20 protein-coding genes and 2 pseudogenes are annotated in these 21,409 nt (G+C 43.9%); 16 read left to right on the top strand and 6 right to left on the bottom strand.

Annotation, left to right across the window (positions count from 1 at the left end; genetic code table 11):
• From vsple_RS06975 to uspE, 10 genes and pseudogenes are all read left to right on the top strand, one after another.
• Positions 1-174, top strand: coding sequence for a CcoQ/FixQ family Cbb3-type cytochrome c oxidase assembly chaperone (locus vsple_RS06975; protein WP_032549071.1), 174 nt, complete (start codon positions 1-3; stop codon positions 172-174).
• Positions 174-1,148, top strand: a complete 975-nt coding sequence (ccoP, locus tag vsple_RS06970) for a cytochrome-c oxidase, cbb3-type subunit III (RefSeq protein WP_261881537.1) — start codon at positions 174-176, stop codon at positions 1,146-1,148. The genes vsple_RS06975 and ccoP overlap by 1 nt, the downstream gene beginning before the upstream one ends.
• Positions 1,149-1,233: 85 nt before the next feature.
• Complete coding sequence (locus vsple_RS06965) at positions 1,234-1,713, top strand: FixH family protein (RefSeq protein ID WP_261881536.1); 480 nt, start codon at positions 1,234-1,236, stop codon at positions 1,711-1,713.
• 3 nt (positions 1,714-1,716) lie between these two features.
• On the top strand, positions 1,717-4,089 hold the full coding sequence (locus vsple_RS06960; protein WP_261881535.1) for a heavy metal translocating P-type ATPase: 2,373 nt from the start codon (positions 1,717-1,719) through the stop codon (positions 4,087-4,089).
• Positions 4,089-4,271: a cbb3-type cytochrome oxidase assembly protein CcoS gene (ccoS, locus tag vsple_RS06955; protein WP_261881534.1), complete on the top strand. Its 183-nt coding sequence runs from the start codon at positions 4,089-4,091 to the stop codon at positions 4,269-4,271. The genes vsple_RS06960 and ccoS overlap by 1 nt, the downstream gene beginning before the upstream one ends.
• Positions 4,268-4,942 carry a sulfite exporter TauE/SafE family protein gene (locus vsple_RS06950; RefSeq protein WP_261881533.1) on the top strand — a complete coding sequence of 225 codons (675 nt, stop codon included), beginning with the start codon at positions 4,268-4,270 and terminating at the stop codon, positions 4,940-4,942. Before ccoS ends, vsple_RS06950 begins: the two co-directional genes overlap by 4 nt.
• Before the next feature lie 86 nt (positions 4,943-5,028).
• Positions 5,029-5,775, top strand: a complete 747-nt coding sequence (locus vsple_RS06945; protein WP_255230723.1) for an FNR family transcription factor — start codon at positions 5,029-5,031, stop codon at positions 5,773-5,775.
• A 133-nt stretch (positions 5,776-5,908) separates the two neighbouring features.
• Positions 5,909-6,034, top strand: a pseudogene (locus tag vsple_RS06940) (universal stress protein UspE); the annotation flags it as partial.
• A 52-nt stretch (positions 6,035-6,086) separates the two neighbouring features.
• A protein-coding gene (locus vsple_RS06935) for an IS3 family transposase (protein WP_261881532.1) occupies positions 6,087-7,291 on the top strand; the annotation gives its coding sequence in 2 pieces (ribosomal slippage) (positions 6,087-6,456 and positions 6,456-7,291; 1,206 coding nt in all).
• A 25-nt stretch (positions 7,292-7,316) separates the two neighbouring features.
• Positions 7,317-8,150: pseudogene (gene uspE / locus vsple_RS06930) on the top strand (universal stress protein UspE); the annotation flags it as partial.
• 79 nt (positions 8,151-8,229) lie between these two features.
• Here the strand turns inward: uspE and ttcA are convergent.
• The 4 genes from ttcA to vsple_RS06910 form a co-directional block, all read right to left on the bottom strand.
• Positions 8,230-9,123 carry a tRNA 2-thiocytidine(32) synthetase TtcA gene (gene ttcA / locus vsple_RS06925; protein WP_150872417.1) on the bottom strand — a complete coding sequence of 298 codons (894 nt, stop codon included), beginning with the start codon at positions 9,121-9,123 and terminating at the stop codon, positions 8,230-8,232.
• A 208-nt stretch (positions 9,124-9,331) separates the two neighbouring features.
• Complete coding sequence (locus vsple_RS06920) at positions 9,332-9,985, bottom strand: DUF2987 domain-containing protein (RefSeq protein ID WP_261883094.1); 654 nt, start codon at positions 9,983-9,985, stop codon at positions 9,332-9,334.
• 76 nt (positions 9,986-10,061) lie between these two features.
• Positions 10,062-10,916 (bottom strand): glucosaminidase domain-containing protein, encoded by an 855-nt coding sequence (locus vsple_RS06915; protein ID WP_261883093.1) that lies wholly within the window; start codon positions 10,914-10,916, stop codon positions 10,062-10,064.
• The gene (locus vsple_RS06910) at positions 10,909-11,712 is read right to left on the bottom strand and encodes a DUF2189 domain-containing protein (protein ID WP_261883092.1); all 804 of its coding nucleotides are present in this window, start codon (positions 11,710-11,712) and stop codon (positions 10,909-10,911) included. Before vsple_RS06910 ends, vsple_RS06915 begins: the two co-directional genes overlap by 8 nt.
• A 329-nt stretch (positions 11,713-12,041) precedes the next feature.
• On the opposite strand from vsple_RS06910, the gene potA reads away from it, so the two are divergent.
• The 6 genes from potA to ltrA all read left to right on the top strand — a co-directional run bounded on the left by potA (position 12,042) and on the right by ltrA (position 18,980).
• Positions 12,042-13,157 carry a spermidine/putrescine ABC transporter ATP-binding protein PotA gene (potA, locus tag vsple_RS06905; protein ID WP_261883091.1) on the top strand — a complete coding sequence of 372 codons (1,116 nt, stop codon included), beginning with the start codon at positions 12,042-12,044 and terminating at the stop codon, positions 13,155-13,157.
• Positions 13,141-13,998, top strand: coding sequence for a spermidine/putrescine ABC transporter permease PotB (gene potB, locus vsple_RS06900; RefSeq protein WP_261883090.1), 858 nt, complete (start codon positions 13,141-13,143; stop codon positions 13,996-13,998). Before potA ends, potB begins: the two co-directional genes overlap by 17 nt.
• Positions 13,998-14,768 carry a spermidine/putrescine ABC transporter permease PotC gene (potC, locus tag vsple_RS06895; protein WP_032549054.1) on the top strand — a complete coding sequence of 257 codons (771 nt, stop codon included), beginning with the start codon at positions 13,998-14,000 and terminating at the stop codon, positions 14,766-14,768. Before potB ends, potC begins: the two co-directional genes overlap by 1 nt.
• Before the next feature lie 94 nt (positions 14,769-14,862).
• The gene (locus tag vsple_RS06890) at positions 14,863-15,897 is read left to right on the top strand and encodes an extracellular solute-binding protein (RefSeq protein WP_261883089.1); all 1,035 of its coding nucleotides are present in this window, start codon (positions 14,863-14,865) and stop codon (positions 15,895-15,897) included.
• 142 nt (positions 15,898-16,039) lie between these two features.
• On the top strand, positions 16,040-17,077 hold the full coding sequence (locus vsple_RS06885) for an extracellular solute-binding protein (protein WP_261883088.1): 1,038 nt from the start codon (positions 16,040-16,042) through the stop codon (positions 17,075-17,077).
• Between the two features lie 610 nt (positions 17,078-17,687).
• Positions 17,688-18,980, top strand: coding sequence for a group II intron reverse transcriptase/maturase (gene ltrA / locus vsple_RS06880; RefSeq protein ID WP_338116316.1), 1,293 nt, complete (start codon positions 17,688-17,690; stop codon positions 18,978-18,980).
• 59 nt (positions 18,981-19,039) lie between these two features.
• Here the strand turns inward: ltrA and cobB are convergent, their stop codons facing one another.
• Positions 19,040-19,774, bottom strand: coding sequence for a Sir2 family NAD+-dependent deacetylase (cobB, locus tag vsple_RS06875; RefSeq protein ID WP_261883087.1), 735 nt, complete (start codon positions 19,772-19,774; stop codon positions 19,040-19,042).
• Between the two features lie 255 nt (positions 19,775-20,029).
• Positions 20,030-21,250 carry an ammonium transporter gene (locus tag vsple_RS06870; RefSeq protein ID WP_261883086.1) on the bottom strand — a complete coding sequence of 407 codons (1,221 nt, stop codon included), beginning with the start codon at positions 21,248-21,250 and terminating at the stop codon, positions 20,030-20,032.
• Positions 21,251-21,409: the final 159 nt, after the last annotated feature.

The following is a 21,409-nucleotide window of genomic DNA, read 5'->3' as shown; positions in this document are numbered from 1 at the left end:
ATGGACATTATTACATTTCAAAGCGTTTGGACTGTGACCGTTTTTGCTTGTTTTATCGGCATCGTTTGGTGGGCATTTGGCAAGAATCGTAAATCTCGTTTCGAAGACGATGCAAACCTAGTTTTTGCGGATGAAGCTGAAACGAGTTCAAAAGAACAAGGAGTGACTAAGTAATGAGTACATTCTGGAGTATCTGGGTTACCGTAATTACTATCGGTACACTCATTGGTTGTGCGGTTTTACTTCGCTCATGCTTCTCAAACAAAACGGGTATTGAAGAAGGTGATGACATGGGTCACGAATACGATGGTATTCGTGAACTTAACAACCCTCTTCCGAAGTGGTGGACTTACCTATTCATCGGCACACTTGTGTTCGCGGTAATCTACTTCATCCTTTATCCAGGTCTAGGCAACTTTAAAGGTGTTCTAGGTTGGACGAGTTCCGACCAAACCGTTACTTCAGTAGCACAGTCTCGTGCTTCTGTCGTAGACGCTCAACAGAACAAGCGACTAGACCAATATGCGAAAGAGCTAGACGACGCCAATAACTACTTTGGTGAAGCGTTCAACCAACTTGCATACGATGATAACGGTCTTCGTTCAATCCCTGATATCGCATCAGACTCTGAAGCAATTAAAGTGGGTCAACGTCTGTTCCTACAAAACTGTTCTCAGTGTCACGGTTCAGATGCGCGTGGTCAGAAAGGTTTCCCTAACCTAACTGATGATGCTTGGCTCTACGGCGGTGAGCCGGAAGCGATCCTGACGACAGTACTACACGGTCGTGTTGGTCAAATGCCAGGTTGGAAAGACGCTCTTGGCGAAGAAGGCGTAAAAGAAGTGGTTAGCTACACTCTTAGCCTTTCTGGTCGTAGCGTTAACGCTCGTGAAGCTGAAGCCGGTAAAGCTCGTTTTGTAGTGTGTGCAGCGTGTCACGGTACAGATGGTAAAGGTAACCCTGCTGTCGGTGCCCCTGACCTGACTGACCGCGACTGGTTGTTCGGCGATTCTCGCGCAGATGTAACAGAAACTGTAATGTATGGCCGTTCTGGTGTGATGCCAGCATGGAAAGACATTCTAGGTGAAGAAAAAGTTCAGCTAGTTTCTGCATATGTGTGGAGCTTAAGCAACTCAGATAATAAGTAACATTTCAATAACAGCCCCTTTCTTAGGGGCTGTCTTTCCTTTATTTTATAAGCACTTCTTTTCATTCTTTTTCGAGATCTTTTTTATGGTAAAGCCTTGGTATAAACAGTTTTGGCCGTGGTTCTTAATCGCGTTGCCTGCAACAGTTGTGGTCTGGACGATCTTAACGGTTATTGTATTTACACAGAACTCTGTTGACTTGGTCACTGAGGATTACTACAAAAAAGGGAAAGGCATTAATGTCGATATCTCTAAGGTCAACGTAGCAAAAGAGTTGGGCTTGTCCGCTGACATTTCTGAGCGCGGTGAGTCAATCATCATCTCTTTAGACAAGGGTAAACTCCAGCACTTCCCTGCGATCAGTGCCATGTTTGTCCATCGTACCCTCCCTGACCGCGATTTTACGCAATTGCTTACAGCGAACGCTCAAGGTGATTACGTCCTTAATACGCAACATGAAATCGAAGGCCCTTGGTTCATTGAGTTGACACCACACAATGAAGAGTGGTTGATTCAAGGCCGTATTACCTTCCCTCTAGAAAACAAAACCAAGCTAGAGAACTAAAGTATGAGTGAATCCTGTTATCACTGCGGTGAAGATGTACCAGCGGAAACGGATTTTAAAGTAGAAATATTAGGCTCTATACGCCCAATGTGTTGCCCGGGCTGCGAAACCGTAGCCCAAACCATTGTTGATAGTGGCTTGGTCTCCTACTACCAGTATCGTACCGCTCCAGCTGAAAAAGCTGACCTTGTTCCTGAACAGTTGCTTGCGCTCAGTCATTACGACAATGAAGACGTACAACTTGAGTTTGTTCGTAACTCTGAAAACACCTCCGAAGTGACATTGTCACTTGAGGGCGTCTCTTGTGCGGCTTGTGCATGGCTGATTGAGAAGCAAGTTTCTTCTCAAGACGGTGTCTATGGTATTCGTGTTAACACCACTACCAACCGTGCTCTCCTAAGCTGGGACAATACCAAAACGAAATTGAGTGAGCTGCTATCGGCAATTCATACTTTGGGCTACAAAGCGGCGCCTTTTGAGGCGGACAAGCAAGAAGCTGCCTATCATCGTTCGATGAAGAATTACTTGTATCGTTTAGGTGTTGCGGGTTTGGCAACAATGCAAGTGATGATGCTTGCGGTCGCACTCTATCTTGAAGTGTTCGGCAATCTTGAGCCTGAATTCAAACACTACTTCCGTTGGGTGAGTTTGATCTTCGCTACTCCGGTTCTTCTCTACTCTGCTCTACCTTTCTATATTAACGCTTGGCGTAGTATTAAGGGCAGAACATTAGGCATGGACGTACCGGTGTCGATCGCTTTATTGTTTGCTTATGTTGCGAGCTTAGTTGCGACCGTCACAGAGCAAGGTGAAGTCTTCTTCGAATCTATCTCTATGTTTACGTTCTTCTTGCTGTTAGGACGATTCCTAGAGATGCGAGCACGTCGAAAAGCTGCGGCGGCGAGTGGTAACCTGCTTAAACTCGTACCCGCGATGGCGACGACATTAGACGGCGAACAGATTCCTGTTAAGACGCTAAAAGTCGGTGACAAAATCCGCGTATTACCAGGCGAACATATTCCTGCAGACGGTATCGTACTTTCTGGCCGCGTTCACATTGACGAATCAATGTTGACGGGTGAATCAATCCACGTGGTTAAAAACCAAGGCGATTCTGTTTTCGCGGGTACTTTGAATGGCGATGAGTCTTTTGAGCTAGAGGTTAAAAGCTCTAAAGCCGATTCGGTTATCTCTAATATTGTACGTTTGCAAGATGAAGCGCAGCTTTCTAAGCCACGCATTGCGGAAATTGCAGATATTGTCGCGCGTTATTTTGTAGCTGTGATTCTAGTTATCTCGTTTGGTACATGGTTGTATTGGCACCAAACTAGACCTGAAGATGCGTTCTGGATCATGTTGTCGGTGCTGGTAGCAACTTGTCCTTGTGCCCTGTCTCTTGCTACGCCAACGGCCATTACTTGTTCCACTTCGCGTATGGGTAACTTTGGTATCCTGCTACGTAAAGGACATGTTTTTGAGACGCTGTGCAAAGTAAACCACCTGATTATCGATAAAACAGGCACACTGACCGAAGGCGATATTCGTATAAGCCAAACGGAAACACACGCTGAGTTAGACAAAGATACTTGTCTACAAATTGCTGCGAGCCTTGAGCAGCACGCTAATCACCCTATTGCTAAGGCGTTTAAGGCATTCGAATCTGATGATGTAAAAGTAGAGTCAGTGAATAACGTGATTGGTTCTGGTATTACTGGTGAGTGGAATGGTCACAAAGTGGCTATCGGCAGCAGCGAGTTTATTCTTGGTCAGGCGCAGAACGCTCAGAGCAACGGTATCTATCTTTCTCTGGATGAAAAGCATATCGCTACCTTTGTATACGAAGACCCAATTCGTAAAGAGAGCATCGAGTTCATCCAGAAGTTTAAAGAAGCGGGTATTAAGACTACTCTGTTAACGGGTGATTCTTTGGTGAACGCTAAACCTGTCGCGGAAGAGATCGGTATTACTGATATCGTGGCGAATGCGAAACCGGAAGATAAGCTTGCGTACCTTAACTCGCGTGATGATAAAGATATTACCATGATGGTTGGTGATGGCATCAACGACGCTCCTATCTTGGCTGGCGCTCATTTATCTGTCGCTATGGGTGGTGGTACGGATGTAGCGAAAGCATCCGCTGATATGGTTTTATTGGGTGACAAGCTAGATAGACTACTTCAATCACGTAAGTTAGCATTGAAAACGCGTAAAATCATCCGCGAGAACTTGGCGTGGTCATTGGGATACAATCTACTTATACTGCCGCTTGCCGTTGCTGGCCTCGTAGCTCCGTATATCGCTGTAGTTGGCATGTCAGCAAGCTCTATTATTGTTGTGTCTAACTCATTAAGACTTTTAAAAGAGCAAGGTAAATAATGGAAAGCTTATACATACTCATTCCTATCGCTATCGTCTTAGTGTGTGTTGCCGTCGGTATTTTTTTGTGGGCGGTGAAAAGTGAACAATTTGAAGATCTTGAACGCCAAGGTCACAATATTTTGTTTGATGAAGACACAAATGACTCTTCTCCAAAGAAACAAGCAAGTAGCAAAAAATGACACCTGATTGGATTGGTGCCTTTGTTGTTGGTTTGATTGGCGCAGGCCATTGCATGGGAATGTGTGGTGGCATTGCGTCGATACTCTCTATTGGTACTCAAAAGCCTTCCCCTATTACGCCTGTTCTATATAACTTCGGACGTTTATTAAGTTATATGGTGATTGGTGGTTTGATTGGCGGAGCCGTTTCGTCATTAGGACAGCTTAGTGACTTTAATGCTGCATTGGCATGGCTAAGACTCATTGCTGCACTATTCATGGTTGTTTTGGCGTTGTATATCGGCAAATGGTGGTTTGGACTGCTTGCATTTGAGAAAGTCGGCCAGCGTTTATGGCGTTATGTGTCACCAATGGGACAGTCTCTGCTCCCTCTCAAGCATCCAACCCATGCTCTACCTTTTGGTTTTATATGGGGCTGGCTTCCTTGTGGCTTGGTTTACTCTATGTTGACATGGGCAGCGGTGTCCGGTAGCTGGGTCAATGGGGCTGGAATCATGTTAGCTTTTGGCCTAGGAACATTGCCCGCCATGCTTACCGTTGGCTTTGGCGCAGGCTTTCTCAAGAAGCTGCAACAAGCTGATTTATTCAGGCAGTGTGGTGCAATTTTGATCCTTTTGTACGGTCTATTTACTGCTTACCAAGCCATTCAGCTCATTATTTATACCGTATAGCAACGCTTTAAATGCGGTTTTTTTTCTATCCTTTAATGTGAAGGGATGCTAAAATATTGACGTATATCAAATAGTGAAAGATTGTTATGATTTCTGAAAAGCCTGTGACGAAACGTGTTCAGTCTGGTGGCTGTGCAATCCATTGTCAGGATTGCAGTATTAGCCAGCTGTGTATCCCATTTACTTTGAATGAGTCTGAGCTTGACCAACTTGACCAGATCATTGAAAGAAAGAAGCCTATTCAAAAGGGCCAAGAGCTGTTTAAAGCGGGTGACGAGCTTAAGTCTCTTTACGCAATACGCTCTGGCACTATCAAAAGCTATACGATTACCGAACAAGGTGATGAGCAAATCACAGCATTCCATTTAGCGGGTGATCTAGTCGGTTTTGATGCAATTACTGGTGATTCACATCCAAGCTTTGCACAAGCGCTCGAGACATCGATGGTATGTGAGATTCCATACGAAATCCTTGATGACTTGTCAGGTAAAATGCCTAAGCTTCGTCAGCAGATCATGCGTTTGATGAGTAACGAGATCAAAGGTGACCAAGAGATGATACTACTGCTTTCGAAAAAGAACGCAGAAGAGCGTCTTGCAGCATTCCTTTACAACTTGTCGACTCGTTTCTCTCAGCGCGGCTTCAGCCCTCGCGAATTTCGTTTAACGATGACTCGTGGTGACATCGGCAACTATCTCGGCCTAACGGTTGAAACCATCAGTCGTTTACTAGGTCGTTTCCAAAAAGCGGACATTCTAAGCGTTAAAGGTAAATACATCACCATCGAAGATCATGATGCGCTGATGGAACTGGCTGGTGTTTCAAAAGAATAGTTCTAAATATCAATGATGTAGTTCAATAATGAGCTACATCATGTTTCTCTCCAAAAACCTTCTATATTTCTCTTAATCTTCTTATAACTACGCTACATTGTTTATATGTCCAGTCTGAAAAGTAGGCTTAGTTATGAGTATCTATAACAAAATCTTAGTGGTCGCTGACATCAATCACGATGAGCAACCTGCCCTAGTTCGCGCTATTCAACTTGCTAAAAAAAGCACGTCAAAGAGCCGCGTTACTTTCTTTCTTTCTGACCCGTCCTAAATAAGGTTGACACTCCCCAAGCAGAAAATTGGAGAGTGTTATGAAATCAATAACTAGACGAACTCAATGTGATTACTCCCTCGCTTTTAAATTGGATGTTGTTGATCAAGTCGAGCGAGGTGAACTGACTTACAAACAAGCACAAGACAAGTACGGCATACAAGGTTGTTCTACAGTATTAGTGTGGCTCCGAAAGCACGGTCGACTTGATTGGTCTGGGGGCACACCTCGATTCATGAAGAAAGGTTTACCTATGTCTGAATTCAATTCACCACCTACACCAGAGCAACGTATCAAAGAGTTAGAAAAGAAACTCGAGGATACCAAACTGAGGGCCGACTTCTTTGAAGAAGTAGTAAAAGTTATGGAACGAGACCATGGTGTCCGCGTCGTAAAAAAGCACAAAGGTGCGTCGTCCAAGAGCAAAACATAGCTCAGCTCACGGTGACTAGATTTTGCCAAATCATCAATATATCTAGGCAAGCATATTATAAACAGTGTCTTATTGACGATCGTAACAGGCAGCGTGACAAAGCTCTTCTGAGCTTTGTTCGTGAAACTCGCATCAAACAGGCTCGAATAGGAACGAGAAAGCTTAAGTACATGATGGAAAAAGCTGGAATGAAAGTAGGTCGGGATTATCTATTTTCTCTGCTTAAACATCATCGGCTGCTTGTGAAGGTTAAACGTGCTTACCATCGAACAACGGATAGCCATCATAGGTTTTACTGCCACCCAAATAAAATAAAGGATGGCTTTAAGCCCGAAAGACCGGAACAGTTGTGGGTTGCTGATATTACTTACCTTCCAACCTATGAGGGAAACAGTTACGTCAGTCTTATCACTGATGCCTATTCCAGAAAGATCGTCGGATACAGCGTGGATGACAACATGCAGACGAAGGCCGTAAAACAAGCTTTTATAAGAGCTTTGAGAGAACGTCGAAATCAGGAAAGCTTAATCCATCACTCAGATAGAGGCTCACAGTACTGTTCAAAGGAGTACCAAGACTTACACTCTAGGCACAAGATCGTGTGTTCCATGACTGATGGATATGACTGCTATCAAAATGCCTTGGCAGAGAGAGTAAATGGTATTTTGAAAATGGAATACTTGTTGAAGAAACCTAAAGATGTTGCTCAGGCGAGAAAAATGGTCGCCGAGTCAGTAGAAATCTATAATCAGATGAGGCCACATACGGCCTTAAAATACAAAACGCCCGATGAAGTACATCGAGCGTTTTGACTAAAAAGTGTCAACCCATATCAGGACGGGTCATTCTATCTACGATTTTTCCTACGACATGACATCGATGCTTTCTGCTGATGAGCGTGACGCGATGCGTAAAGGTGTTATACACCAACGTGAGATCTGGATGAATAAAGTGGCAGAGCCATATTTGGATGACTCAATTGAGTTCAATGTTAAGGTTGTCTGGCATAACCGCCCTTATGAGGCCATCATTGCTGAAGTTTTTAGCGGTGAGCACGATATCCTGATAAAGGGCACTCGTAAGCACGATACTTTAGAGTCGGTCATTTTCACCCCGACCGATTGGCACTTATTGCGTAAATGTCCAAGCCCTGTTTTATTGGTTAAAAATGAGTATTGGCCAGAAGACGCGAAGATCTTTGCATCTGTCCATGTCGGTTCCGAAACGGAATCTCACTTAGAGCTTAACGATGCGATGGTCGAACGATTATTAGAAATCACAGGCCGACTAGACGCTCAGCCTTACTTGGTTAACGCCTACCCTGTGACTCCAGCTAACATTACCATTGAGTTGCCGGAGTTTGATCCGACATCCTATACCGACGCTGTCCGTGGTCATCATCTAACTGCCATGAAAGCGCTTCGTCAGAAGCACGGTATGTGTGAAGAACAAACAATTGTAGAGCAAGGCTTACCTGAAGACGTTATTCCTAAGGTGGCAGCAGAGAACAACGCTGCAATGGTTATTCTTGGCACAACAGGTCGTACAGGTCTATCAGCGGTATTTATTGGTAATACCGCTGAGCATGTGATTGATAAAATCAACTGTGACGTCTTAGCATTGAAACCAGCCGGGTTTATTAGCCCACTCGACCCAAACACTTCTAGCTAAGTTTCATCACGTATTAGAAAAGCGCCTCTAGTTTGACTAGAGGCGCTTTTCTATTTGTCTGTTGTCTCTAACTTAGATGCTAGATGTTAGTCACGTCGATGAACATTGACTCATCGATGTTAGAAGATGAGATTTCAGCTTCTTGGAATTCGTACTCTTCACGCTCGCCGCTACGATCTAATGGAAGGTTCACGAAATCAAACAGTTCACGGTCAGCCAGTTGGCTTGGGCTAACGTTTTGAATTGACTTGAAGATCTTCTCTACACGACCTGGAGTTTTCTTATCCCAGTCAATAAGCATCGCTTTGATAGATTGACGTTGTAGGTTCTCTTGCGAGCCACATAGATTACAAGGAATGATTGGGAACTCTTTGTGTTCAGCGTACTTGATAAGATCCGTTTCACGACAGTAAGTCAGTGGGCGAATAACAACGTTACGGCCATCATCAGAACGCAGTTTAGGTGGCATAGCTTTTAGGCGAGCACCGTGGAACATGTTAAGGAACATAGTTTCAACGATGTCATCCATGTGGTGACCAAGGGCAATTTTAGTCGCGCCAATCTTCTCTGCGAATGAGTACAAAGTACCACGACGCAGACGAGAACATAGGCCACACGTTGTTTTACCTTCTGGGATCTTCTCTTTAACCACTGAGTACGTATCTTTATCTACGATGTAGTAAGGAATGTTCAGCGTTTCAAAGTATTCAGGAAGAATATGCTCAGGAAAGCCAGGTTGTTTTTGGTCTAGGTTTACTGCAACAACATCAAATTTGATTGGTGCTGCTTCACGTAAACGTAGCAGGATGTCTAACATAGCGAATGAGTCTTTACCGCCACTAATACAGGCCATTACTACGTCATTTTCTTCGATCATGTTGTAGTCGATGATGGCATTTCCAACATTTCTTCTTAGGCGCTTTTGAAGCTTGTTGAATTCGTGGATTTCTTTTCTGTTATCGTTTTGGTTCATTGCTATTCTCATACTGCCGGGAACACCGACTGTCGATTGCTAGGTGGTATGTTTTAGGGCGTGGATTATACGGATTTTTATTTAAGGTTGAAATAGTCAACGCGAGATAACCTTACCTCTTATTGACAATACTGTTCTATATCAATCCGATTCAAACAAAAACAGCAAGCGATGTGCTTGCTGTTTTGTCTAAACGTTAGTGCCCGTTTTATTTGTCAGCTGGAATATATGGCAATACTCGTAATGTTGGTTCTGGCAGTGTAAAGCTGCTCGCGCCGTCAAGTTCTGCAATGGTAAAGCGAGCACGACCCTGCTCAATTGCTATCTTTTTACCATTTGAAAAGCTGATTTCACTATCGAGTTGATTTGGGAATTCCAGTGTTACGCCCTCAATATCAGGTGTGAACCAACTAGAAAACATACCGCTGAGGTCTTCTAACATAGTTTGCATTTGCGGTAGTAGTGTTTCTATATCGCTAACCTGTACTTCGCCTTGTAGTGGCTCTTTGGTCATGACTACGAGTGAGTATGCGCATTCTTCTTCTGTTGTATGAACGAAGATTAAAGGATTCGCTGATCGCAAGTTTTTGTCGATAGGAATCAGAAGCTCATTACCTGAAGAAACCTCTAGATCTTCGTAGTGCTCTTCTTTTTCCATCCAAGACTTACGAATGTGACAAGTCGTATTGTTGGCTTGGTCTACAAAAAATACAGCAACTTTTACGTCTTCGTGACCTTCTTTAAGATTGTTCTTTAGTTGCGTGTATAGTTTTGAATAGGTGAACATGTACTCTTGGGCAGCAGCGGGCAGAGAAAGCCCAAGACTCAATGAGGCCAGAATAGCAAGCGTCGTCTTTTTCATGGTACTTCTTATCATTGTTGAGCTAGGAAACGAAAAAGAGCAGCGTTAACCCGCTGCTCTTTATTCATTCAAGTGGTTATTTGACCCAGTATACCTTGTTGTGGCGTATCATGGCTTGTAAATCAGTCACATAGTCAGCACCACGTTCAGAATATTTCAACAAACCTTCCGTCAGTTTAGTAGCCGCTTCCATCGTTAACAGATCGTCGCCTTTACTAGCCAACTCAGCTCTGATATTACGTAGGTCTTGATAGGCATTATTTCGATTTAAGTTCATGAAATAGCGGTGTACGGATTCTTGGCTAGAAGAAAATTTCGCTACTTCATGTGTGCTTCCTTCATTACGTTGTAATGGAACAAGCCCACATCCTTTGCTGTAACACCAATGCCCAAAGTAGTTGTTTGCTTTAGTCGCAAATCGAGACGTACCCCAAGCAGATTCATTAGCCGCTTGTGTCAGAACTAAAGCTTCCGGAATCACGTTTATACGGCTCAGCATCTCTTTCACCCACTTTTCATCGATACCTGCGGTTGAAAGCGGTAAGCTGTATAGCTTAGCTAATCTTTCCGCGTATGCTTCGTCTTCTGCGTCAGCATTTGAGACTCCCTTATCGGCAAGCTTTTCTAAGAAAAATCGTTCTTTGGAAATGCGGCGGTTTTCAAGATTGATACTCGGGCGTAGATAGTCGAAGAAGGCTTTTTTCTTTGCATTAGTATCTTCAATCTCAGCGAAGTTAGGTTTCCCTGATGGCAGCTTTAATTTGGGAATATTGCTGCTCCCCGCTTGAGTTTTTTCGGTGGATGCCTTTCTGCGCTCGACTTCCTCATTATAAAGGTAAGGGCCGACCAAAGAGACCGAGCCTAATAATACGAGAGCCGTGGCCTTGAGAGCAAGAGTACGGCCTTTTTGTTCTAAATCTGAGTTATGCATTGAAAACCTGTGAGTCATTATTGTTGTCGTCATCACCTTTAGGTTTATCTGAAGCGATAAGTTTCAGCTTGATACCGAACATTTCACGATACAAGATACCTTTCACATGGAAGAAGAATGGTAAAACGAAAATCAAGCCAATGCCGTACAACATCGCAGCAGCGATAAACATTAGCATCACCATCAAGTAAATAGCGGCAACAGTGAGTATCTTCTTGTTTACTGCACGTAATGAAAGTAACAAAGATTGCATCGGCGGTACTTTCTTATCACAGATAAGCAGGATTGAATGAGTGAAAGCCAAAGAGAAATAAATCGACAAGAACGGCAGAATCATACCTGCTATCCCCTGCAGCATTAAACTAAATAGCGTTGCCAAGATCACTGGTACAGTAAATTGCAGACCTTTCCCGATATGACGCAGTTTTGTATTTAACCCTGCAGCGTGACTCATCGCCATTAGGCTGATACCTGCGTATACCGGAGCACTGATAACTTCATAGCTAAAGTTAGCAATGAAAATCGACTCAACAATCTGTGGCGTAAAAGCTTCAGGATCAATGACTGCATCAAGGATGATACTCGGGTCACCAAGTTGTAACTTGAGAGCGATATAAAAGATAGCAAGTTGGACAAACATTAAAGCAATAATGGCCGGCGAGAAGTTTAAGAAGTGACTAATCGTGTGCTTCCACGCTTCTTGAAAAACAGCTGTCGCTTTAAGTTCGTAATCTCCAGAAAGTGCTCTGTCGATACTGCCGCCTAAATTAAAGTCTTTTTCGATGTCATTGTTCATAGTGATACCTAGGTGTGCCACAAATTCGAAGCCACCTAACTTATTGATAAAAAATTGGCTTCATTATACTCACATGTCGAGTGCAAACTAAAACTTGATTCTGTAACAAGGCTTGCTTTTGTGAGTTAATGGTTAATAATTAGACACTTATTTAATCGTAAATGCCTCAATTATCATTATGGTAAAAGATGTTTACTTTTACCTGCGAAATTTTTTATCAATCAATGGCAAAAAATGCTTTGAATTCACGATTTTGGTGATTATGATGCGCGCCTTAAAAGTGTGTAGCAACAGGTCTTGAAAAGGACCAAGGTGGAGAAAAACAGACGTTGAACGCTAAACAATCAGTAGGAAAACCAGTAGTACAACTCACTGGTATTAGTAAAAGTTTCGATGGTAAGGAAGTCATCGGCAATCTTGATCTAAATGTCAATCACGGTGAGTTCCTCACCATCTTAGGCCCATCCGGTTGTGGTAAAACCACAGTACTAAGAATGATTGCGGGGTTTGAAACGGCAGATAATGGTCAAATCCTATTAGCTGATCAGAATGTTACCCAAGTTCCTGCTGAACAAAGGCATGTAAACACGGTTTTCCAGAGCTACGCCCTATTCCCACATATGACTGTCTTCGACAATGTGGCATTTGGTCTACGTATGCAGAAAGTTCCAAGCGCTGAGATTGAGCCTCGTGTAACGGATGCTTTGAAAATGGTACGCCTAGAACAGATGGCGCAACGAAAACCACACCAACTCTCTGGTGGTCAGCAGCAACGTATCGCGATCGCGCGTGCGGTTGTTAATAAGCCTAAAGTTCTACTGCTGGATGAATCTCTATCGGCGCTGGATTACAAACTTCGTAAACAGATGCAGATTGAGCTTAAGCAGCTTCAGCGTCAACTTGGTATTACGTTCATCTTTGTAACGCATGACCAAGAAGAAGCGCTATCGATGTCAGACCGTATTATCGTTATGCGAGACGGTGTTATCGAACAAGATGGTACGCCACGTGAAATCTACGAAGAGCCTAAAAACCTATTCGTTGCGCGTTTCATTGGCGAGATCAACGTGTTCGAAGCAACCGCAATTTCTCGTCAAGACGAAAAGCGTATTGTGGCAAAGATTGAAGGTGAAGACTCTATTATCTATCACGATAAAGAGATCACTGAAGGACAAAAGCTGCAAGTTCTATTAAGACCTGAAGATCTTCGAATCGAAGAGATCAAAGAGTCTGAGCAGCGTGGCATTGTTGGCCATATTATCGAGCGTACCTATAAAGGCATGACGCTGGATTCAGTTGTTGAACTGGAATCTGGTATGCGCGTAATGGTTAGCGAATTCTTCAACGAAGATGACCCAGATGTTGATCACTCACTGGGCCAAAAAGTTGCTGTAACTTGGGTTGAGAGCTGGGAAGTGGTGCTAGAAGATGAGCAAGAAGTTTAATTTACAAAACGCCATTATCGCTTTAATCACTGGTTGGCTTGTTATTTTCGTGATGATTCCAAACATCATGATTATTGGTACAAGCTTTTTAACTAGAGATGAAGCGAACCTTATCGATATGACGTTCACTCTCGATAATTATGTTCGTCTGGCTGATCCATTATACTTCAAAGTGTTAGCGCATTCGTTCTACATGGCGATTGTAGCAACTCTACTTTGTTTAGTGATTGGTTATCCATTCGCTTATATTATTGCGAAAATGCCAGCTAAATGGCGCCCATTCATGCTGTTCTTGGTGATTGTTCCTTTTTGGACAAACTCATTGATTCGTACCTACGGCTTGAAGATTGTACTGGGTACTCAAGGTATATTGAACAAAAGCTTGATGGCATTAGAAATCATCGATAAGCCGATGCGTATTATGTACACAGAAACAGCTGTAATGATTGGTCTCGTATACATCCTACTGCCGTTTATGATTCTGCCACTCTACTCTGCAATTGAGAAGTTGGACGATACCTACATTGAAGCTGCAAAAGATTTGGGTGCGAATAAATTACAGACGTTACTTAAAGTCATTTTACCACTAACAATGCCAGGTATTATTGGCGGCTGTTTACTTGTCTTGTTACCTGCGTTAGGCATGTTCTACATTTCCGACCTTTTAGGCGGTGCGAAGAACCTACTGATTGGTAACGTGATTAAGAGCCAGGTACTGAACGCCCGAGATTGGCCGTTTGGTGCGGCAACCAGTATTGCGCTAACGGCAGCAATGGCTGTGATGCTTTATGCCTACTATCGTGCAGGTAAGCTATTGAATAAGAAAGTGGAGCTAGACTAATGGGTCGCACAGTTAAGTTCAGCTTTATGACATTGGTATATGGTTTTCTATACTTACCAATCATCGTACTAATCGCAAACTCATTTAATGCGAACAAATTTGGTATGAAATGGGGCGGCTTCACCACCAAGTGGTATGACGCACTCATAAATAATGACAGCCTTATGCAGGCAGCATGGCACTCTCTCAATGTGGCTGTGTTCTCTGCAACCGCGGCGACAATCGTCGGTAGCTTGACGGCTGTGGCATTGTTCAGATACCAGTTCAAAGGTAAAGGCGTTGTAAACACAATGCTGTTTGTGGTGATGATGTCACCTGATATAGTTATGGCAATCTCGTTATTGGCACTGTTTTTGGTAATGGGTGTTCAGCTTGGGTTCTTCACCCTACTCGCAGCTCACATTACCTTCTGTCTACCGTTTGTTGTGGTGACAGTCTACAGTCGCTTGAACGGCTTTGATGTCAAAATGCTGGAAGCAGCAAAAGACTTGGGCGCCAGTGAGTGGACGATCTTGAAACAGATCATTCTTCCGCTAGCGAAACCTGCGGTTGCTGCGGGTTGGTTACTGAGCTTCACACTATCGCTTGATGACGTGATCATCAGCTCTTTTGTGACTGGTCCAACATATGAAATCTTACCATTGAAGATTTATTCAATGGTGAAAGTGGGAATATCACCAGAGGTTAATGCCCTCGCAACGGTTATGCTTGTGGTCTCGTTGATACTAGTTGTTGCTTCTCAACTGCTAGCAAGAGAGAAAATCAAGTAAACCTCACGTGTTATTCATAAGCAGAATGGTGAAATCGCCATTCTGTTTTTCTATCTACTGCCTTTAGGCAACGTTTAGTTTGGAGCTAACGTCAATGAAAAAATGGGCTACTTTATTAGCTGGTAGTGCATGTGCGCTTTCTATGTTTTCTGCGTCTGTATCTGCAGAAGAGAACAAAGAATTAGTGTTTATGAACTGGGGTCCTTACATCAACAGTGAGATCTTAGAAAAATTCACAAACGAAACAGGTATTAAGGTGATCTACTCTACTTATGAGTCGAACGAAACCTTATACGCAAAGCTAAAAACGCATAACAAAGGTTACGACCTTGTTGTGCCATCTACCTACTTCGTCTCTAAGATGCGCGATGAAGGTATGCTACAAAAAATTGATAAGTCTAAGTTAAGTAATTTTAATAACTTAGATACTAATTACCTAGATAAGCCGTACGATCCAAATAACGACTACTCTATTCCTCACGTTGTTGCGATCACAGGTCTTGCCGTTAACACAGATATGTATGATCCAGAAGAGTTCCAAAGCTGGGCAGACTTGTGGAAACCTGAGCTTGAAGGTCAATTAATGATGATGGATGACACTCGTGAAGTGTTCCACATTGCTCTTCGCAAGCTTGGTTACTCAGGTAACACAACAGACGAGAAGCAGATCGACGAAGCTTACGCTGAACTACAAAAGCTGATGCCAAACGTACTTGTGTTTAACTCTGATAACCCAGGTGCTCCGTACATGTCTGGTGAAGTTGGTCTAGGTATGCTTTGGAACGGCTCTGCTGCTGCGGCTCAAAATGAAGGTTTGCCAATTAAACTGGTATTTCCGAAAGAAGGCGGGATCGGCTGGGTAGATAACTTCGCTATCAGCTCTGGTGCTGTGAACGTAGAAGCGGCACATAAGATGATCGACTTCTTACTGCGCCCTGAGATTGCAGAGCAGATCTCTCGCGATACGGGCTACTTAACCGCAGTAAAAGCATCAAACGAGAAATTCAAAAATAGCCCTGCGCTGTTCCCTTCTCAAGAAGATCTAGATCGCGTTGAATGGCAAGCTGCCGTTGGCGACAAAACCGTGAAATATGAAGAGTATTTCATGAAGTTGAAAGCCGGCCAATAAGGTCTATAATAAATTCAATGCAATAGGCAGCTTAGGCTGCCTATTTTCGTATTAGACTGCTATAATCCGACGCGATTTTTATTAATCGATTCACATTGGGTTCGCAACCCAGATTCAAATCAAACAAATGAACGGAACAGTAATGAAAAAAGCACTGTATACCGGCGCATTGTGTGCTGCTACCTTACTTTCAACGCCCTCTTTCGCAGCAGACCAAGAACTGTACTTTTACAACTGGTCTGAATACATTCCTAACGAAGTGTTAGAGGATTTTACTGAAGAGACTGGAATTAAAGTTATCTACTCTACCTACGAGTCTAACGAAAGCATGTACGCCAAGTTAAAAACTCAAGGGTCAGGTTACGACCTAGTTGTTCCTTCTACTTACTTCGTATCTAAGATGCGCAAAGAAGGTATGCTACAAGAGCTAGACAAGTCTAAGCTTACGCATTTTGCGGATTTGGATCCAAACTACTTGGACAAACCATTTGACCCAAGTAACAGCTACTCTATCCCATACATTTGGGGCGCAACGGGTATTGGCATTAATTCAGACATGTTAGACAAATCTTCTGTTAAATCATGGGATGACCTATGGGATACGCAGTGGGAAGGTCAACTGATGATGATGGACGACTCTCGTGAGGTGTTCCACATCGCTCTAACTAAACTGGGTTACTCTCCAAACACAACTAATCCAGATGAAATTAAAGCGGCTTATGAAGAGCTGAAAAAGCTGATGCCAAACGTGTTGGTGTTCAACTCAGATTTCCCGGCAAACCCTTACCTTGCAGGTGAAGTTTCTCTGGGTATGCTTTGGAACGGTTCTGCATACATGGCTCGCCAGGAAGGTGCAACGATTGACATCATCTGGCCGGAAAAAGGTGCTATTTTCTGGATGGACAGTCTAGCGATTCCGTCAGGCGCGAAAAATATTGAAGCGGCACATAAGATGATCGATTTCCTATTACGCCCTGAAAATGCTGCGAAAATCGCATTAGAAATCGGCTACCCAACGCCAGTTAAAACGGCATACCCTCTTCTACCGAAAGAATTTGCTGAAGACCAGAACGTATTCCCACCACAATCTGTAATGGACAACGGTGTATGGCAAGACGAAGTGGGCGAAGCGAGCGTTATTTATGACGAGTACTTCCAGAAACTAAAAGTAAACAACTAGTTTATTTTTGACTGAATATGAAAGCGGCGTTGGCCGCTTTCTTTTTATCGTGCGCCGAGCATGGCGTTGATCTAGGAGGTGAAAGTCCTCTACGGGCTCAGTCGAGCGAGAACCGTTAGTCTATGCAAGGGTGTTCACCGTGAGGTGAAATCTGAAGGAAGCAAATGACAAAACTTGGTGGTGACGAACAGAAATCTGATAGTAGGCCTATATAACTTGGGTAACCTAGCGATAGATAGAATGGCCCAATGCCTCGACGGGAAGTGTATATAGGTAAATCAGGCACGACCAAGGGAAAGAGCAACGTCTTACCTCGGGAGATCTTATGATCTGTCTCAGTCGAGACTAATACAGCAGCGATGTTGTGTGATGGATTATAAGAAGTCAGCAGAAGGCATAGTACTTTGAGGAAGTACAACTCAAAGGAAGGCCTGAACTGAATATATCAAGAAGCAGTCACTATTTACTCAATCATGTGGGGTCATAGCAAGATGAATAACATCTCTACGTTCCAATGGGCGATACCGCAAGTAAAGCTCATGGTCACGAAGAATGACAAGCATGGTCGGCGTAGAAAGGAGGACGAGTCTTGGTGAGCCCAACTGCGCTGATGGAGCAAATCTGCTCTTCAGCGAACTTGAACCATGCTCTAAGAAGAGTGAAGAAGAATAAGGGATGTGCAGGTGTCGATAAGCTCGAAATCACAGCAACCATCTCAAAACTTCGTCAAGCTTCAAATGGGCAAGAGCTCCGCCAGAGTCTTCTGGTTGGGAGCTATCAACCTCACCCCGTTCTCGGTGTAGAAATCCCCAAACCTAATGGCGGCGTAAGGCAATTAGGTATCCCAACGGTGCTTGATAGGATAGTCCAACAGGCGATCACATCGGTGCTGTCAGATATCTATGAGCCCAAGTTCTCCAATAGTAGTTATGGGTTCAGACCCAACCGTAGCGCACATCATGCACTAGCGGCAGCAAGTCACTACATCAGAGAGGGTCGAGGCTATGTAGTGGATATTGATCTAGCAAAATACTTCGACACGGTGAACCACGATAGACTGATGCACAGACTATCGCAGGACGTCAGTGACAAACGAGTCCTAAAGCTAATCAGGTTATATCTACAGGCAGGCATAATGCGAAATGGGTTAGTTGAACAGAGACAAAGAGGCACGCCACAGGGCGGGCCATTATCTCCGTTGCTCTCCAATATCGTATTAGATGAACTGGATAAAGAGTTAGAACGTAGAGGGCATAAGTTCTGCCGATATGCAGACGATTGCCAAATCTATGTTGGTAGTAAGGAAGCCGCAAATCGAGTCAAAGAGTCGATAACGGAGTTCTTGGAGCAGAAGTTAAAGCTGACGGTAAACCGTGAGAAAAGCGCAGCAACAAGAGTGACGGAGCGAACTTACCTAGGGCATAGCTTCAAGATAGATGGAGCAATCCTGATATCGAAATCGGCACAAGTTCAAATGAAGAAGCGAGTGCGGAAAATAACGAAGCGAAATCGAGGTCGAGAGTTACAAGTGACAATCACGGAATTAACTCAGTACCTACGAGGCTGGCAACACTACTTCAAACTTGCCATACGAAAAAGTGCAATGCAGCACTTAGATAAATGGATAAGGCGACGGTTAAGGTGTTACCGCCTAAGGCAACGCAAACGCAGATATAGCATAGCGAGTTGGTTACAACGACAAGGGGTAACAGAACGCAATGCGTGGAAGCTAGCGATGTCAGACAAGGGTTGGTGGCACTTAGCTAGAACGCCTCAGGTGAATCACGCCATGCCAATAAAATGGTTCGATGAGTTGGGGTTATACTCGTTGCGAGATGGGTATGAGTCACTGAAAGTATATTCGGAACCGCCGTATGCGACCCACGCTTGTACGGTGGTGTGAGAGGACGGAGGCCGTGAGGCCTCCTCCTACTCGATTCAACGAATACGTTATTACCTCTTTCAAGCTCTCAAACTTTTGGGCTCTTCATATAGAAGCTCTGAAACTAATTTAGGTACTTCAATACTTGCCTTACCATAACGCTTTTCAACAAACTCGCTTTCTACAGCGCTTGGCTCTAGGTTAATTTCAATAGTATGAGCGCCATGCATTTTCGCATCGTGGACAAAGCCTGCAGCTGGGTACACTACGCCAGAAGTACCGATAGAAATAAATAGATCTGCATCTTCCAACGCAGAGTAAATGTCGCCCATACGCAGCGGCATTTCACCAAACCAAACAATGTGAGGTCTCATCTGCGCCGGGATTTGGCAGCAATGGCATAACTCACCCGTTACAATGTCACTTTTGTGCTCAATAACCTGATTCGATTCACTGCAACGGGCTTTTAGGAGTTCGCCGTGCATGTGTATCACATTGTCGCTACCGCCTCTCTCATGAAGGTTATCGATATTCTGTGTGATGATGGTGACTTTCCCGTCTAAACGCTTCTCAAGCTCACCCAGGGCTTTATGTGCAACATTAGGCTCAATGTCGGGGCTTTGCAGTCCCTTGCGGCGCTTATTGTAAAATGCTTGAACCAAATCAGGGTCTCGTTGAAAGCCTTCGGGGGTCGCCACATCTTCGATCTTGTGGTTTTCCCATAATCCGTCTTGCGCACGAAAAGTTTGTATTCCTGACTCTGCCGAGATCCCAGCTCCTGTGAGAATCACGATATTTCTGTATGGGAAATTCATATTACGTCCTTATCAATATGTCACTTTGTAACAGCTTAGCACTGTTCAAATTCCAACAATAGTTTTGGGGATTAGACGATGGTCTTATGCGCATGTATTCATTGGTCATTTGTGAACTAGCTTGAGTTTTGAAGAGGAAAAATAGCGAAGAGACGACTGTTAAATCGATTCTCGCTCTTTGTAGAAAACAAAAAAGCGACCGAAGCCGCTTTTAAGTTGAGTGTTTCGAGACTCGAAGATTGTTCTGATAAAACCTTAATCTTCACTCACAGATGAGATCTTATGAATTGCTAGATCCGCGCCGTTAAATTCATCTTCCTCGCTTAAACGAAGACCTGTCACTTTGTTTAGGATGCCGTAGACAATGAATGCACCGCCAACCGCAACTACAATACCTGTGACAGTACCCAGAACCTGAACCACAAAGCTCACCCCACCGAGTCCCCAGAATGCTTGTTGACCAAAAATGCCTGCCGCAATACCGCCCCACGCACCGCAAACGCCATGTAGAGGCCAAACACCTAATACGTCATCAATTTTGGTTTTGTTTTGCATGTAGGTAAACAGATAAACAAATAGCGCGCCTGCGACACCACCTGTGACAAGTGCACCGAGTGGATGCATCAAGTCTGAGCCTGCACAAACTGCGACTAAGCCCGCCAAAGGACCATTGTGAATGAAGCCTGGGTCGTTCTTGCCAGCAAACAGTGCTGCTAGAATACCGCCAACCATCGCCATGAGAGAGTTCATTGCAACTAAGCCGCTAATGCCATTGATTGCCTGCGCTGACATTACGTTAAAGCCAAACCAACCGACACAAAGAATCCATGCGCCTAACGCTAAGAAAGGAATGTTTGATGGTGCGAAGTTGGTGTGCTTACCCGCACGAATACGTCCTTTACGCATTCCCAGAAAGTAAACTGCGACCAATGCAATCCAACCACCTACGCCATGTACGACGATTGAACCTGCGAAGTCATGAAAGCCATAGCCAAACTGCGCTTCGAACCAATCTTGTAGGCCAAAATTCCCATTCCAAATAATGCCTTCAAAGAACGGATAAACCAGACCGACCGTAAACAAGGTCGCCAATAGTACTGGGTAGAAACGTGCACGCTCTGCGATACCACCCGATACAATTGCTGGAATCGCCGCAGCAAACGTCATTAAGAAGAAGAACTTCACTAACTCATAGCCATTTGCTTGAGCCAAGGTATCGGCATCAGCGAAAAAGTGTGCGCCATAAGCAACCCAATATCCGATAAAGAAATACGCGATAGCGGACACGCCAAAATCCGCAAGAATTTTCACCAAAGCGTTTACTTGGTTTTTCTTTCGTACCGTACCTACCTCTAGGAAGGCAAAACCTGCGTGCATCAAGAAAACCATGATGGCACCAAGTAGTAAAAACAGTGTGTCCGAACTTTGCGTCAAGTTCTGTACTGCACTATGAACTTGCTCGACTGACTGGCTCATTAAAGCTAACTCCTTTTGCTTTATCATTTGCACTGATTGTGTGCGTGTTAAATGATGTAATTATTTAAAGACTCAATAGCTAGGCAAGATGCGTTCCAAACCATATGAACCGATTAAGCGCAGCCTGAACTATCTCTTAAATGATTGATTAATAAAGAT

Source organism: Vibrio pelagius (assembly GCF_024347575.1).
In the GTDB taxonomy this organism is placed as follows: domain Bacteria; phylum Pseudomonadota; class Gammaproteobacteria; order Enterobacterales; family Vibrionaceae; genus Vibrio; species Vibrio pelagius.
Note: the sequence above shows the minus strand (reverse complement) of the source record. Positions and strands in the feature narration are given on the sequence as shown.

Coding starts and splice junctions, on each gene's coding strand:
- vsple_RS06920 (WP_261883094.1), bottom strand. CDS start 9,985: ATGAAAAAGACGACGCTTGCTATTCTGGCCTCATTGAGTCTTGGGCTT.
- vsple_RS06945 (WP_255230723.1), top strand. CDS start 5,029: ATGATTTCTGAAAAGCCTGTGACGAAACGTGTTCAGTCTGGTGGCTGT.
- ltrA (WP_338116316.1), top strand. CDS start 17,688: ATGGAGCAAATCTGCTCTTCAGCGAACTTGAACCATGCTCTAAGAAGA.
- vsple_RS06960 (WP_261881535.1), top strand. CDS start 1,717: ATGAGTGAATCCTGTTATCACTGCGGTGAAGATGTACCAGCGGAAACG.
- vsple_RS06870 (WP_261883086.1), bottom strand. CDS start 21,250: ATGAGCCAGTCAGTCGAGCAAGTTCATAGTGCAGTACAGAACTTGACG.
- vsple_RS06910 (WP_261883092.1), bottom strand. CDS start 11,712: ATGAACAATGACATCGAAAAAGACTTTAATTTAGGCGGCAGTATCGAC.
- ccoS (WP_261881534.1), top strand. CDS start 4,089: ATGGAAAGCTTATACATACTCATTCCTATCGCTATCGTCTTAGTGTGT.
- potC (WP_032549054.1), top strand. CDS start 13,998: ATGGGTCGCACAGTTAAGTTCAGCTTTATGACATTGGTATATGGTTTT.
- cobB (WP_261883087.1), bottom strand. CDS start 19,774: ATGAATTTCCCATACAGAAATATCGTGATTCTCACAGGAGCTGGGATC.
- ttcA (WP_150872417.1), bottom strand. CDS start 9,123: ATGAACCAAAACGATAACAGAAAAGAAATCCACGAATTCAACAAGCTT.
- vsple_RS06965 (WP_261881536.1), top strand. CDS start 1,234: ATGGTAAAGCCTTGGTATAAACAGTTTTGGCCGTGGTTCTTAATCGCG.
- potB (WP_261883090.1), top strand. CDS start 13,141: ATGAGCAAGAAGTTTAATTTACAAAACGCCATTATCGCTTTAATCACT.
- ccoP (WP_261881537.1), top strand. CDS start 174: ATGAGTACATTCTGGAGTATCTGGGTTACCGTAATTACTATCGGTACA.
- vsple_RS06950 (WP_261881533.1), top strand. CDS start 4,268: ATGACACCTGATTGGATTGGTGCCTTTGTTGTTGGTTTGATTGGCGCA.
- vsple_RS06885 (WP_261883088.1), top strand. CDS start 16,040: ATGAAAAAAGCACTGTATACCGGCGCATTGTGTGCTGCTACCTTACTT.
- vsple_RS06915 (WP_261883093.1), bottom strand. CDS start 10,916: ATGCATAACTCAGATTTAGAACAAAAAGGCCGTACTCTTGCTCTCAAG.
- vsple_RS06975 (WP_032549071.1), top strand. CDS start 1: ATGGACATTATTACATTTCAAAGCGTTTGGACTGTGACCGTTTTTGCT.
- vsple_RS06890 (WP_261883089.1), top strand. CDS start 14,863: ATGAAAAAATGGGCTACTTTATTAGCTGGTAGTGCATGTGCGCTTTCT.